Genomic DNA, 14,265 nt, shown 5'->3' with positions numbered 1-14,265 from the left:
GGCACGGCGTCGGCAGATGTCGATCGATGGAGCTTTGAGGATCATGAGCGAGACGAATTCCGCAGCCGAGACGGCCGCGCCGCACCGCTACACGGCGGCGATGGCCGCCGACATCGAGGCACGCTGGCAGGACTTCTGGGACGCCGAGGGGACGTACGAGGCGCCGAACCCGAGCGGTGACCTGGCGGGCGATCCGGAGCTGGCCGCCCGGCCGAAGAAGTTCATCATGGACATGTTCCCGTACCCCTCGGGCGCGGGTCTGCACGTCGGCCACCCGCTGGGCTACATCGCCACCGACGTCTTCGCCCGCCACCAGCGGATGACCGGCCACAACGTGCTGCACACCCTGGGCTTCGACGCCTTCGGGCTGCCCGCCGAGCAGTACGCGGTGCAGACCGGCACGCACCCCCGGGTCTCCACCGAGGCCAACATCGCGAACATGACCGCCCAGCTGCGCCGGCTGGGACTGGGCCACGACAAGCGCCGCTCCTTCGCCACGATCGAGGCGGACTACTACAAGTGGACCCAGTGGATCTTCCTGCAGATCTTCAACTCCTGGTACGACACCGAGGCCGACAAGGCCCGCCCGATCTCCGAGCTGGTCGCGCAGTTCGAGAGCGGTGCGCGTCCCACCCCGGACGGCCGTGACTGGAGCGCGCTGAGCGCCGTCGAGCGCGCCGACGTCCTGGGCGAGTACCGACTGGCGTACGCCTCCGACGCGCCGGTCAACTGGTCGCCCGGCCTGGGCACCGTCCTGGCCAACGAGGAGGTCACGGCCGACGGCCGCTCCGAGCGCGGCAACTTCCCGGTGTTCAAGGCGAAGCTGCGGCAGTGGAACATGCGCATCACCGCCTACGCCGACCGGCTGCTGAACGACCTGGACGGCCTGGACTGGCCCGAGGCCATCAAGCTGCAGCAGCGCAACTGGATCGGCCGCTCCGAGGGCGCCCGCGTCGACTTCCCGGTGGACGGCGCCGACAGCATCACCGTCTTCACCACCCGCCAGGACACCCTGTTCGGCGCCACCTACATGGTGCTGGCGCCCGAGCACGAGCTGGTCGAGCGGATCACCCCGGCCGTCTGGCCCGAGGGCACCCACCCCGTGTGGACCGGCGGGTACGCCACCCCGGCCGAGGCCGTCGCCGCCTACCGCAAGCTGGCCGCCGCCAAGTCCGACGTGGAGCGGCAGGCCGAGGCCAAGGACAAGACCGGCGTCTTCACCGGCGCGTACGCGACCAACCCGGTCAGCGGCGAGAAGGTGCCCGTCTTCATCGCCGACTACGTCCTGATGGGCTACGGCACCGGCGCGATCATGGCCGTACCGGCGCACGACGCGCGCGACTTCGCCTTCGCGCGCGCCTTCGAGCTGCCGATGCGCTGTGTCGTCGAGCCGTCGGACGACCGCGGCACCGACCCCTCGACGTGGGACGACGCCTTCGCTTCGTACGACGCGAAGCTGGTCAACTCCGCCAACGACGAGATCTCGCTGGACGGCCTGGGCGTCGTCGACGCCAAGGCGCGGATCACCGCGTGGCTGACGGAGCACGGCGTCGGCGAGGGCACCGTCAACTTCCGGCTGCGCGACTGGCTGTTCAGCCGCCAGCGCTACTGGGGCGAGCCCTTCCCGATCGTCTACGACGAGGACGGCGTCGCCCACCCGCTGCCCGAGTCGATGCTGCCGCTGGAACTGCCGGAGGTCGACGACTACTCGCCGCGCACCTTCGACCCGGACGACGCGGACACCCAGCCCGAGACCCCGCTGTCCCGGAACGCCGACTGGGTCAACGTCACCCTGGACCTGGGCGACGGCAACGGCCCGAAGAAGTACCGCCGCGAGACCAACACCATGCCCAACTGGGCCGGCTCCTGCTGGTACGAGCTGCGCTACCTGGACCCGAACAACGACCGGCAGCTGGTCGACCCGGCGATCGAGCAGTACTGGATGGGGCCGCGCGAGGGACAGCCGACGGGCGGTGTCGACCTGTACGTCGGCGGCGCCGAGCACGCCGTGCTGCACCTGCTGTACGCCCGTTTCTGGTCCAAGGTGCTGCACGACCTGGGGCACATCTCGTCCGCCGAGCCGTTCCACAAGCTGTACAACCAGGGCATGATCCAGGCGTTCGTCTACCGGGACAGCCGCGGCATCGCGGTCCCGGCGGCCGAGGTCGAGGAGCGCGACGGGGCGTTCTACCACCAGGGCGAGAAGGTCAGCCGCGTCCTGGGCAAGATGGGCAAGTCCCTGAAGAACGCCGTCACCCCCGACGAGATCTGCGCCGAGTACGGGGCGGACACGCTGCGCCTGTACGAGATGGCGATGGGGCCGCTGGACGTGTCGCGGCCGTGGGACACACGCGCGGTCGTCGGCCAGTACCGGCTGCTGCAGCGGCTGTGGCGCAATGTCGTCGACGAGGAGACCGGCGAGGTCACCGTCGTCGACGGCGAGCCGGACGAGGAGACGCTGCGCGCGCTGCACAAGGCGATCGACGGCGTCGGCCAGGACATGGCCGGGATGCGCTTCAACACGGCGATCGCCAAGGTCACCGAGCTGAACAACCACCTGACCAAGGCGGGCGGCCCGCTGCCCCGGTCGGTCGCGGAGTCGCTGGTGCTGCTGGTGGCCCCGCTGGCCCCGCACATCGCCGAGGAGCTGTGGCGCCGTCTGGGCCACACGGAGTCGGTCGTGCACCAGGACTTCCCGGTCGCCGACCCGGCGTACGTGGTGGACGAGACCGTGACCTGCGTCGTGCAGGTCAAGGGCAAGGTCAAGGCCCGCCTGGAGATCTCCCCGTCGATCACCGACGCGGAGCTGGAGGCCCTGGCCCTGGCCGATCCGGCCGTGGTCGCGGCCCTGGGCGGCGCGGGCATCCGCAAGGTGATCGTGCGGGCGCCGAAGCTGGTCAACATCGTCCCGGCGTGATGGCGCGGCGCCCCGTGGGAGCGGGGCGCCGCAGTGCCGGGCGGTGAAGTGGGGGCGTTCCCCTACGGGCAGGTTGGGGGTTCCGGGGGAACCCCCGGCCGCCCTTTTCCGTTTACGGTGGAGGAGCCGGCACCGGCAGCCGAAACAACCTCCGAGGGGCGCTCATGCTAGCCGTGGTCCTGATCCTGGGATTGCTCTTTCTCGCGTTCGTGGCCCTGGGTGTGTACGCGGGCGTCAAGGCGGTCGGCGCGGCGAAACGCGGCGTGGACCGCACGATCACGCAGGCCCGGCGGACGGTCGAGGAGACCACTCTGCGGGCCAAGAGCTATGGCCAGACGGGCGTGGGCGGTGAGCTGGCACAGCTGCGGCTCTCGCTGCGCACCTCCATGCGGGCCACGCAGGACGCCCTGAGACAGGGCGTCGCCGAGGACGCCTCGCTCGCGGAGTCGCTGAGCCTCTTCGAACGCCTGAGCGCGCACGGGCGGCAGCTCGACGAGGAGCTGAGGAAGCTGGAGCGCGACCCCGACCGGAGTACGGTCGCCTCGCTGCTGCCCGGCCTGAAGCAGCGCACGGAGCGGATCACCCAGTCGGCGGACGCACTGAGGTGGGCGGCGCGCGATCGGGCCCAGCGCATGACCGACGACGATCTCGACGCGCTGAACGCGCAGATCGGCCTGGAGGCGGACGCGCTCCGGCACTGGACGGCGGCGGAGGACCAGCCGGCTGCGGACGGGAACCCGCCCCGGCGGGAAAGCACGGGACGGCCGGAGCGCAGGCGGGAGAACGGTCCGGCGGCCGACGGCACGCCCCGCTCGATCACGCCTCCGGACCCGCTCCGGAACACCGGATACCCCTGGCAGAAGACGGCCCGGCCCGAGGCGACGAACTGACCGGCCCGTTCGGAACCACGCGTCGTGCGTCCGGGGTCGGAACGCGCGTCGTGCGTCCGGGGCCGGAGAGCCGGCGGGAGTCCGGGGCCGGAACGACGCGTCGTACGGCTAGGCTCGAAACGGTGGGCCGACCCGGAACGTCCGACAGCCCCTTCGGCTCTTTCCGGCCCTCGGTGAACCTGCTGGAGACGGGTGAGCTTTCCGACCTTCCCGGACGTTCGACGACCCCCGGTGACAGGAAGTGATCCGAAGCGATCAGCGGGGATCGTTCGGTCGGGGTCGGACTGCCAGGACACGGACTTGCCAGGTAACCTCCCGCTCATGTCCCGCCATGTCGCGATCGTCACCGATTCCACGGCCTACCTGCCGCCCGAGACGATGGAGCGGCACGGCATCACCGCGGTGCCGCTGACCGTCGTCCTCGGTGATCAGGCACTGGAGGACGGTACGGAGGTCTCCGCCCGCTCGCTGGCGGTGGCGCTCCAGAAGCGCCGGCCGGTGACCACGTCCCGGCCGAGCCCGGAGATGTTCGCCGCCGCGTACCGGGCCGCGGCGGACGCCGGAGCCGTCGGCGTCGTCTCGCTGCACCTCTCGGCGGAGATCTCGGGTACGTACGACGCCGCCGTGCTCGCGGCGAAGGACGCGCCGGTTCCGGTCCGGGTGGTGGACACCGGGATGGTGGCGATGGCGCTCGGGTTCTGTGCCCTGGCCGCGGCGGAGACGGTGGAGACGGGCGGAAGCCTCGACGAAGCGGTCGCCGCCGCGGAGAAGCGGGCCGCGGGCACGTCCGCCTACTTCTACGTCGACACCCTGGACTACCTGCGCCGCGGCGGCCGGATCGGCGCCGCGCAGGCGCTGCTGGGTTCGGCGCTCGCGGTGAAGCCGCTGCTCCAGCTCGACGGCGGCCGCATCGAACTGCTGGAGAAGGTGCGGACGGCGTCGAAGGCGATCGCCCGTCTGGAGGAGATCGTCGCGGAGCGGGCGGGCGGTGGGCGGGTGGACATCGCCGTGCATCATCTGGCGTCGCCCGAGCGGGCCGAGCGGCTCGCCGAGCGGCTGTGCGAGCGGGTACCGGGGCTGGTCGATCTGCATGTGAGCGAGGTCGGCGCGGTGATCGGCGCGCACACCGGGCCCGGCCTGCTCGGTGCCGTGGTCTCGCCGCGCTGAGCCCCGCCGGCTCTCGTTCCCCGCTCCCACCCCTCACTCCCAAGGGTGACCGAGTTGTCCACAACTCATGGGACATCCACAGGGATTGAGGCTGCTCAGCGGGTTCGGACGGATGTGCCTAACGTCGTGAGGCATGGCTCTCCGAACACATCGTGCAAGCAGTCGCGCAGGCAGGGGCAGCGGCCCCGGCCGTGCTCCGGTCTCGGACGTCCGGGTGCGCAGTGGTCCCGGCCGCCGACGGCACGGCGACACGGATGCCGCCCTGGCCGCGGCATCGCGCCGCCGGGCGGACGCCTTGATGGCGGGCGGGTACGTCGGGCGGGGCGCGCGGCCGACGCCCGACACGGGTCCGGGGAGCGGTACGAGGGCGGGCCCGGACCCTGATCCGGGTGGGGCCGCGTCCGTCGCCCCGGTCGCTGCTTCCGTCCCCGCTCCGGCCCCCGGTGCCGCCGGACCGGGCGGGCGGTGGGAACGGCTGGCCCCCGCGTTGTGGGAGCGGGTGCCGGTCTGGGTGCGGCTCCGGTGCGGCCTGGATCCCAGGGCCCTCGCCGCCCTGACCGTGGTCCTGGTCGCGGCCGGGGCCTTCGCCGCGGTGCACTTCTGGTCGGCGCGTCCGCACTCCGTACGGGTGCCCGAGGTCGCCGAGGCCGGGTCCGTGCGGGCACCGTCCCCGGTGGCCGAGGGCGCCGGGGCGCCGGAACCGTCGAGCGGTCCCGCACCGGCGGGAGGGCCCGGCGGACACGTGGTCGTGGACGTGAGCGGCAAGGTGCGCAGGCCCGGTGTCCGTACGCTGCCGTCCGGGGCGCGGGTCACCGACGCGTTACGGGCGGCGGGAGGGGCCCGGGAGGGCACCGACCTCAGCGGCCTCAACCGGGCGCGGGTACTCGTCGACGGCGAGCAGATCGTGGTGGGCACCCCTCCGGAGAGCTCGGTGCCGGGCGGGACGGGTGGAGCCGCCACGGTCGGCGGCGGATCCCCGCCGACCGGGCCGGTCAGCCTCAACACGGCGACCGCCGAACAACTGGAGACGCTGCCCGGCGTCGGCCCCGTCCTTGCCCAGCGCATCGTGGGCTACCGCGCACAGCACGGCGGATTCCGGTCCGTCGACGAGCTGCGCGAGGTCAGCGGGATCGGTGACCGCAGGTTCGCCGACCTCAGGCCGCTGGTGGGGCCATGAGCGCCGAGGACACCCACGTGTCGCCGCCCGACCGGCCCGGCGCCCTTGAGCCGCGCCGGGAGGGTCCGGTCGACCTCCGTCTGGTTCCGCCGGCCCTGGCCGCCTGGGCCGGGGCGGCCGTGGCGCTGAGCGCGCCGGGGCGGTGGACGGTCGTGGGCGTGGTGCTCTGCACGGGTGCGGCCATGGTCCTCCTGGCCCTGTCCGGAGCCCGGAGCGCCCGCGCCGCGTCGCGCGGCCCCGCCACGAACCCCCGGCGGTGGTCCCGGGACGCGGCGACCGCGACCGCCATCGCCGCGGCGCTGCTCTGTGCGGCGGCCGGGGCCACCTCCGCCGGGCTGCGCGGCGCGGACGTACGGGAGGGGCCGGTCCATCGGCTGGCCCAGGACTACGAGCGGGTCGAGGCGGAGGTGACGGTGGTGTCCGACGCCCGGCGGACCCTGCCCCGGGTGAGCGGCGACCGTGGCATGCCCGTCTCGCTCCTGGTGGACGCGGAGGTGAACCGGCTGACCGGGCCCGGCGGTACGGTCACCGGGCTCAGCACGCCGGTACTGCTCGTCGTCACGCCAGGAGGAGCCGGGCCGGACGGAGCCGGTCTGGATGGAGCCGGGCCGGACGGAGCCGTTCAGGAAGGAGCCGGGCCCGGTGCGGCCGGGCCCGGCGGGGCGGCGGACCGGTGGCAGCGGCTGCTCCCGTCCACCCGGCTGCGCGTCGACGGCCGACTGGCGCCACCGCTGCACGGCGGCGAGCGCAGTGCCGCCGTACTGCGGGCCGAGGGCAAGGGCCCGCCCCGTGTCATCGGCCCGCCGTCCCTCCTCCAGCGCACGGCGGGCACGCTGCGGGACGGTCTGCGACAGGCGACCGAGCCGCTCGGCCCCGACGCGCGGGCGCTGCTGCCGGGCCTGGTGGTCGGCGACACCTCGCGGGTCGGTCCCGAACTCCACGAGGCGTTCAGGGCCACCGACCTCACCCACCTGATGGCGGTCTCGGGCGCCAATCTGGCGATCCTGCTGGTCCTTCTCATCGGACCGCCCGGCACGGCCACCCGCGCCGAACGCCGCGGCCTGGCGCCCCGGCTGGGGATTCCGCTCCGGCTGACGGCACTGCTCGGCGGCGGGCTCACCCTGGCCTTCGTACTGGTCTGCCGGCCCGAGCCGAGTGTGCTGCGGGCAGCGGCCTGCGGGCTGATCACCCTGCTCGCCATCGGCACCGGACGGCGCAGATCCCTGATCCCCGCCCTGGCCGCGGCCGTGCTGCTGCTGGTGCTGTACGACCCGTGGATGGCGCGGAGCTACGGTTTCGTCCTCTCCGTGCTGGCCACCGGGGCCCTGCTGACCGTCGCCCCGGTGTGGAGCGGCGCGCTGCGACGGCGCGGGGTGCCGCCCCGGCTCGCGGAGGCGCTGGCCGCGGCCGCGGCCGCGCAGGCGGTGTGCGCCCCGGTCGTCGTGCTGCTCGCCTCCCGGGTCAGCCTGGTGGCGATCCCGTGCAATCTCCTGGCCGAATTCGCGGTGGCTCCGGCCACGGTGCTCGGGTTCGCCTCGCTGGCCGTGGCCCCGGTGGCCATGCCGGTGGCGGAGCTGCTCGCCCGGGTCGCGGGATGGCCGGCCAGGTGGATCGCCACCGTGGCCCGTACCGGGGCGGCCCTGCCCGGCGCGGGGATCGACTGGCCGGACGGCGGCAGGGGAGCGGTACTGCTCGCCGCCCTGACCCTGGTGGTGGCGCTTCTGGCCCGCCGCCTCGTCCGTCACCCCTGGGTCTGCTCGGCGGCGGCGTTGCTGCTGGTCCTCGCGGTACTGCGCCCCGTGCCGCTCACCCGGGCCCTGACCGGATGGCCGCCGCCCGGCTGGGCGTTCGCGATGTGCGACGTGGGGCAGGGGGACGCCCTGGTGCTGGCCGCGGGGGAGGGGGCGGCGGTGGTCGTCGACGCCGGACCGGACCCGCTGCTCGTCGACCGGTGCCTGCGCGAACTCGGTGTCGACGAGGTGCCGTTCCTGATCCTCACCCATTTCCACGCCGACCATGTGCGCGGGCTGCCCGGTGTGCTGCGGGGCAGGGCGGTCGGCGCGATCGAGACGACGAGCCTGGACGAACCGCCGGACCAGGCCGCCTTCGTACGCAGAACGGCGGCCTCGGCGCACGTACCGCTGGTCCGGGCCCTCCCGGAGGAACACCGCAGGATCGGGGCGCTCGACTGGCAGGTCCTCTGGCCCGCCACCACGGCCGGAGGGGGCGGCGGTTGGGCGGCTTCCGGTGCCGAGCCCGCGCCCCGGGACCCGAACGACGCCAGCGTGACCCTGTACGTCCGGTCCGGCGGGCTGACCCTGTTGCTGCCCGGGGACCTCGAACCCCCGGCCCAGCAGGGGCTGTTGCGCAGATACCCGGCACTGTCGCGGGTGGACGTGCTCAAGGTCGCCCATCACGGCTCGGCCTACCAGGATCCCGCCCTGCTGCGTGCGGTGCGCCCGAGACTCGCTCTGGTGAGCGTGGGCCGGGACAACCCGTACGGTCATCCGGCCGCGCGTACCGTCGACGCGCTCCGGGCGGGTGGGGCCACGGTGCTCCGTACGGACACCGAGGGGGCGATCGCGGTGTCGGGCGCCGGAGCGGGGCTGCGGGCGGTCGGCGATTCGGGGCTTTGGTGATGTCTCGTAACCAGTCGCCCTCAGTCGCTCCGTTTGCCTCGAACGCCACAATGATGGTCGAATGCATGGTCGTCGGTGGGCCGCTGCTCCGACAGGAAGGTTCAGCCGCCGGGCCCAGGCGAACCGTTCCCGGGGAGAGGTGGAAGATGTTCGGGCGTTGGCTGAAGAACCGAGCGGCGGGGCCCGGGCAGGGCAACGCCCTCGCCGGGGTCAAGGTGCCGCGGACCGCCGGGCTGCTCAGCTGCCGTGTGCTCGACCCCGTCAACGAGATAGTTCCGATGGCCGAGTTCGCCGTCATGGACAGGTCCGGGCACCGGATCTTCAGCGGTGGGACGGACCCGTTCGGCAGTGTGCTCGCCACCGTCCCGGCCGGTGAGTACCGGCTGGTCGTCACGGCCGAGGGCTTCACCCCGTTCCATGGTTCGGCCACGGTGGTCGAGGGCGGTCACGCCGACCTCGGGGACGTGACCCTCCAACTGTCCCCGCCCCCGCAGCTGCCCGCCCCGGGCGAGTGGGCGATCGAGCCGATGCACTCGCAGATCGGCTTCACCGCCCGGCACATCGGCCTCGCGCGGATCCACGGCCGGTTCAACACCTTCGCCGGGGCCGTGCGGATCGCCGACCGCATGGAGGACTCGGCCATGCACGTGATCATCGATGCCGCGTCGATCGACACCAACGTCCAGATGCGCGACGACCACCTGCGCTCCAGCGACTTCCTCGATGTCGGGCGGTACCCGACGATGGAGTTCTACAGCGACCGCTTCGTCCACCGGGGCGGCACCCGCTGGGGCGTGACCGGCGCGCTCACCCTGCACGGTGTCAGCCGGACGGTCACGCTGGACAGCCAGTACCTCGGTCTCGGGAGCGGCCTGGAGGGCGAGACCCGCGCCGCCTGCCGGGCCACCACGGAACTGCACCGTGAGGACTTCACCCTGACCTGGCAGACCATGCTGGCCCGGGGCATCGCTGCCGTCGGCTCCAGCATCGCCATCGACCTGGACATGCAGATAGTCCCCAAGGGCTGAGCCGCAGGGTCGCCCCGGGAACGGGCTCCAGGGCTACGGGGCTTCGAGCCACCCCTCGTACTCCGCCGCGAGGGCGTCGAGCGCGGTGGCGTCCAGCCGTGCGGCGGCGTCCTCCACGACCACCAGCCACTGGGCGTCCTCGGCGTCGTCCTCGCCGGCCAGCGCGTCGCGCACGAGCTGGGGCTCCTCGGCGACCCCGAAGCGCAGGCCGAGTTCCTCGGCCACCTCCTCCGCCGCGTCGCGGTCGGGCAGCACCAGCACATGTCTCACATCGCTCACCGGGCCATTCTCCTGTACCCGGGAGGTGCCCGGGGAAGCGGTGGGGGAGGGAGCCCGGGGCCGTTGTCGGAGGTGCGTGGGATGCTGGACGGCGATGGCCACCAGAAAGAGTTCCACCGACGACCCGCTCGCTCCCGTCACGCTCGCCGTGGGCCAGGAGGACCTGCTCCTGGACCGCGCCGTGCAGCAGGTGGTGGCGGCGGCCCGCGCCGCCGACCCCGACACGGACGTCCGCGACCTCACCTCCGACCAGCTCCAGCCGGGCACCCTCGCCGAGCTGACGAGCCCCTCGCTCTTCGCCGAGCGCAAGGTGGTGATCGTCCGCGGGTCGCAGGACCTCTCCGCCGACTCGGTCAAGGACGTCAAGGCGTACCTCGGCGACCCGGTCGAGGAGATCACTCTGGTCCTGCTGCACGCGGGCGGCGCCAAGGGGAAGGGGCTGCTCGACGCGGCGCGCAAGGCCGGGGCGCGGGAGGTCGCCTGTCCGAAGACGACCAAGCCGGCCGAGCGGCTGTCCTTCGTACGGTCGGAGTTCCGGGCGCTGGGCCGGTCGGCCACGCCCGAGGCGTGCCAGGCCCTGGTCGATTCCATCGGCAGCGACCTGCGGGAGCTGGCGAGCGCCGTCTCGCAGCTCGTCGCGGACGTCGAGGGCACTATCGACGAAGCGGTCGTCGCCCGCTACTACACGGGCCGCGCCGAGGCGTCGAGCTTCACGGTCGCCGACCGCGCGGTGGAGGGGCGGGCGGCGGAGGCGCTCGAGGCGCTGCGCTGGTCGTTGTCGACGGGCGTGGCGCCCGTACTGATCACGAGCGCGCTGGCCCAGGGCGTGCGGGCGATCGGCAAGCTGTCCTCGGCCCGTGGCGGCCGCCCCGCCGATCTCGCCCGTGAGCTGGGCATGCCGCCCTGGAAGATCGACCGGGTGCGGCAGCAGATGCGCGGCTGGACGCCGGACGGGGTGGCCCTCGCGCTGCGCGCGGTCGCGGACGCGGATGCCGGGGTCAAGGGCGGTGGCGACGACCCGGAGTACGCGCTGGAGAAGGCCGTGGTCGCGGTGGCCCGGGCCGCCCGGTCGGGCCGCTAGGCGTCGCGGAGCAGGTCGCGGAGTCGATCGTGTGGGCGGTCGGCGAGCCACCCGGAACAGACGTCAACACGCTGGTGATCCGTCCGATCGGCCAGCCCGTCTGACGCAGGCGACGGGCCGGGGCCGGGCCGCCGCCCCCTGCGTCCCAGGTGGCGCCCGCCTGCCTCCTCCGGCCCGCCCTGCCTCCGGCCCACCGGGTCTCGCCCCGCAGGTGCCTCGTAAGCCCAGGGGAACCACGCGTACGCACGCCGAAGGCCCCGGCAGCCGCCCTGGGGGAGGGCGGAGGCCGGGGCCTTCGGTTCACGCTTCGGTGCGCCGCACCCGCGTGGCGAACGCAGGTTCGGTGTGCGGCGCGGGGTGCCGGTCAGGAGCGGGAGAGAGGGCCCGCTGGGTCCGTTCCGGCGATCACATCAGAATGCTCAGCCCTGGAGGGTGGCAACCTTGGAGGCCAGCGCCGACTTCTTGTTGGCGGCGGCGTTCTTGTGGATGACACCCTTCGAGACGGCCTTGTCGAGCGCACGGGAAGCGTCGCGGGTGGCCACGGTGGCCTTCTCGACGTCACCGGCGGCGACGGCCTCGCGGGCCTTGCGGATAGCGGTCTTGAGCGAGGACTTGACGGCCTTGTTGCGCAGGCGCGCCTTCTCGTTCGTCTTGTTCCGCTTGATCTGGGACTTGATGTTCGCCACGAAAAGAGCCTTTTCAGGTTCGTTGGATCTTCGGTGTGCGCCCCGCGGCCCGAAAGAGTCGCGAGACACAGCTGTCAACGGTACCAGCACCGCTCCGACCGGCCCAAACCGGTCTCCGCCCGGCAACCATGGGACGATGGAGGCTGCGTATCGATCCGACCGACCCGACATCGACCCGAGACACGGCGTTCGGCGTCTCAAGAATCAGGACCCTGCGTGCCCGCGACCCCTACCCACGTGCCCGAGCCGAGCCGTACCGACCCGGCGCTGATCCGCAACTTCTGCATCATCGCGCACATCGACCACGGCAAGTCGACCCTTGCCGACCGGATGCTCCAGCTGACCGGGGTGGTCGACCAGCGGCAGATGCGCGCTCAGTATCTCGACCGTATGGACATCGAGCGCGAGCGCGGCATCACCATCAAGTCCCAGGCGGTCCGTCTGCCCTGGACGCCCGAGACGGGCGAGGGACAGGGCCGCACCCATGTCCTCAACATGATCGACACCCCGGGCCACGTCGACTTCACCTACGAGGTCTCGCGTTCGCTGGCCGCCTGTGAGGGCACGATCCTGCTGGTCGACGCGGCCCAGGGCATCGAGGCCCAGACACTCGCCAACCTCTACCTGGCGATGGAGAACGACCTCACCATCGTCCCGGTGCTCAACAAGATCGACCTGCCGGCCGCGCAGCCAGAGAAGTTCTCCGAGGAACTGGCCAACCTCATCGGCTGCCAGCCGGAGGACGTGCTCAAGGTCTCCGCGAAGACCGGCATCGGCGTGGACGCGCTGCTCGACCGGGTGGTCCGGGACGTTCCGGCCCCGGTCGGCGTCGCGGACGCCCCCGCCCGCGCGATGATCTTCGACTCGGTCTACGACTCGTACCGGGGCGTCGTCACGTACGTCAGGGTCGTCGACGGGCAGCTCAACAAGCGCGAGCGCATCCGGATGATGTCGACCGGCGCCACCCACGAACTGCTGGAGATCGGGGTTTCCTCCCCGGAGATGACCCCGGCCGACGGTCTCGGCGTCGGCGAGGTCGGCTACATCATCACGGGTGTGAAGGACGTCCGGCAGTCCAAGGTCGGTGACACGATCACCTCCCTCAACAAGGGCGCGACCGAGGCGCTGGGCGGCTACAAGGACCCCAAGCCGATGGTGTTCTCCGGGCTCTACCCGCTGGACGGCTCTGACTACCCGGACCTGCGCGAGGCCCTGGACAAGCTCCAGCTCAACGACGCCGCCCTGGTGTACGAGCCGGAGACCTCCGCCGCCCTCGGCTTCGGCTTCCGCGTCGGCTTCCTCGGCCTGCTCCACCTCGACGTGATCCGCGAGCGGCTGGAACGCGAGTTCGGCCTCGATCTCATCGCCACCGCCCCCAACGTGGTCTACCGCGTCGACATGGAGGACGGCACCGAGCACACCGTCACCAACCCGAGCGAGTTCCCCGAGGGCAAGATCGACAAGGTGCACGAGCCCGTCGTGCGCGCCACGGTCCTGGCCCCCAGCGAGTTCATCGGCGCGATCATGGAGCTCTGCCAGCAGCGCCGCGGCACCCTCCTCGGCATGGACTACCTCTCCGAGGACCGGGTCGAGATCCGCTACACCCTGCCGCTCGCCGAGATCGTCTTCGACTTCTTCGACCAGCTGAAGTCCAAGACGCGCGGGTACGCCTCGCTCGACTACGAGCCCACCGGCGAGCAGACCGCCCAGCTCGTCAAGGTCGACATCCTGCTCCACGGCGACAAGGTCGACGCGTTCTCCGCCGTCACCCACAAGGACAAGGCGTACGCGTACGGCGTGCGGCTGGTCGCCAAGCTGCGCGAGCTGATCCCCCGGCAGAACTTCGAGGTGCCGATCCAGGCCGCCATCGGCTCCCGGGTCATCGCCCGTGAGACGGTCCGAGCCATCCGCAAGGACGTCCTCGCCAAGTGCTACGGCGGTGACATCTCCCGTAAGCGGAAGCTGCTGGAGAAGCAGAAGGAAGGCAAGAAGCGGATGAAGATGGTCGGCAGCGTGGAGGTCCCGCAGGAGGCCTTCATCGCCGTGCTGTCCACCGACGACTCCGGTGCGGAGGGCAAGGGCAAGAAGTAGGCCCGCGCCCAGCCCCCCGGGCCGTCCGGACGGGCCCCCGCACCGCAGCGTCCTGCGGCGGCGGGGGCCCGTTCGTTATCAAGCGGCGGCCCCTTGCCTCTTACGCGGCGGACCCGGGGCCTCTACCCTGATCACGGCCTCGTAGTTACTCGCCAGTTAAACAAGCGGGACCGGGAGCCACCGGACCGGCGGACGGCCGTACGCGGAGCACACCGTACGCGGGACACCAGACACAGCAGGACGAAGAAGAAGCAGGAACAAGCAGCAACAGCAGTCAGCAGCAAACAGCAGCCGGTCGTGAAGCACTGCC

The 14,265-nt window shown here is 72.3% G+C and carries 10 protein-coding genes; 8 read left to right on the top strand and 2 right to left on the bottom strand.

Features of this window, described 5'->3' with window-relative positions:
- Positions 1-43: 43 nt before the first annotated feature.
- The 6 genes from leuS to ACWC97_RS12520 all read left to right on the top strand — a co-directional run bounded on the left by leuS (position 44) and on the right by ACWC97_RS12520 (position 9,818).
- Positions 44-2,917: a leucine--tRNA ligase gene (gene leuS, locus ACWC97_RS12545; protein WP_450649046.1), complete on the top strand. Its 2,874-nt coding sequence runs from the start codon at positions 44-46 to the stop codon at positions 2,915-2,917.
- A 164-nt stretch (positions 2,918-3,081) separates the two neighbouring features.
- Positions 3,082-3,807, top strand: a complete 726-nt coding sequence (locus ACWC97_RS12540; protein ID WP_385204259.1) for a hypothetical protein — start codon at positions 3,082-3,084, stop codon at positions 3,805-3,807.
- A 321-nt stretch (positions 3,808-4,128) separates the two neighbouring features.
- Positions 4,129-4,974 carry a DegV family protein gene (locus ACWC97_RS12535; RefSeq protein WP_352275259.1) on the top strand — a complete coding sequence of 282 codons (846 nt, stop codon included), beginning with the start codon at positions 4,129-4,131 and terminating at the stop codon, positions 4,972-4,974.
- 499 nt (positions 4,975-5,473) lie between these two features.
- Complete coding sequence (locus ACWC97_RS12530) at positions 5,474-6,151, top strand: ComEA family DNA-binding protein (protein ID WP_352275258.1); 678 nt, start codon at positions 5,474-5,476, stop codon at positions 6,149-6,151.
- Positions 6,148-8,790, top strand: coding sequence for a ComEC/Rec2 family competence protein (locus ACWC97_RS12525; protein WP_450649043.1), 2,643 nt, complete (start codon positions 6,148-6,150; stop codon positions 8,788-8,790). Before ACWC97_RS12530 ends, ACWC97_RS12525 begins: the two co-directional genes overlap by 4 nt.
- Before the next feature lie 146 nt (positions 8,791-8,936).
- Complete coding sequence (locus ACWC97_RS12520) at positions 8,937-9,818, top strand: YceI family protein (RefSeq protein ID WP_450649041.1); 882 nt, start codon at positions 8,937-8,939, stop codon at positions 9,816-9,818.
- A gap of 33 nt (positions 9,819-9,851) precedes the next feature.
- On the opposite strand, the gene ACWC97_RS12515 is transcribed toward ACWC97_RS12520, so the two are convergent.
- Positions 9,852-10,097, bottom strand: coding sequence for a hypothetical protein (locus ACWC97_RS12515; RefSeq protein ID WP_352275253.1), 246 nt, complete (start codon positions 10,095-10,097; stop codon positions 9,852-9,854).
- Positions 10,098-10,191: 94 nt separating this feature from the next.
- Between ACWC97_RS12515 and holA the strand changes: the two genes are divergently transcribed.
- Complete coding sequence (holA, locus tag ACWC97_RS12510; protein WP_450649039.1) at positions 10,192-11,178, top strand: DNA polymerase III subunit delta; 987 nt, start codon at positions 10,192-10,194, stop codon at positions 11,176-11,178.
- Positions 11,179-11,597: 419 nt separating this feature from the next.
- Here the strand turns inward: holA and rpsT are convergent, their stop codons facing one another.
- Positions 11,598-11,864 carry a 30S ribosomal protein S20 gene (gene rpsT, locus ACWC97_RS12505; RefSeq protein ID WP_352275249.1) on the bottom strand — a complete coding sequence of 89 codons (267 nt, stop codon included), beginning with the start codon at positions 11,862-11,864 and terminating at the stop codon, positions 11,598-11,600.
- A 216-nt stretch (positions 11,865-12,080) separates the two neighbouring features.
- On the opposite strand from rpsT, the gene lepA reads away from it, so the two are divergent.
- Positions 12,081-13,955 (top strand): translation elongation factor 4, encoded by a 1,875-nt coding sequence (gene lepA / locus ACWC97_RS12500; protein ID WP_352275247.1) that lies wholly within the window; start codon positions 12,081-12,083, stop codon positions 13,953-13,955.
- Positions 13,956-14,265: the final 310 nt, after the last annotated feature.

Source organism: Streptomyces sp. NPDC001108, from assembly GCF_053598535.1.
Note: the sequence above shows the minus strand (reverse complement) of the source record. Positions and strands in the feature narration are given on the sequence as shown.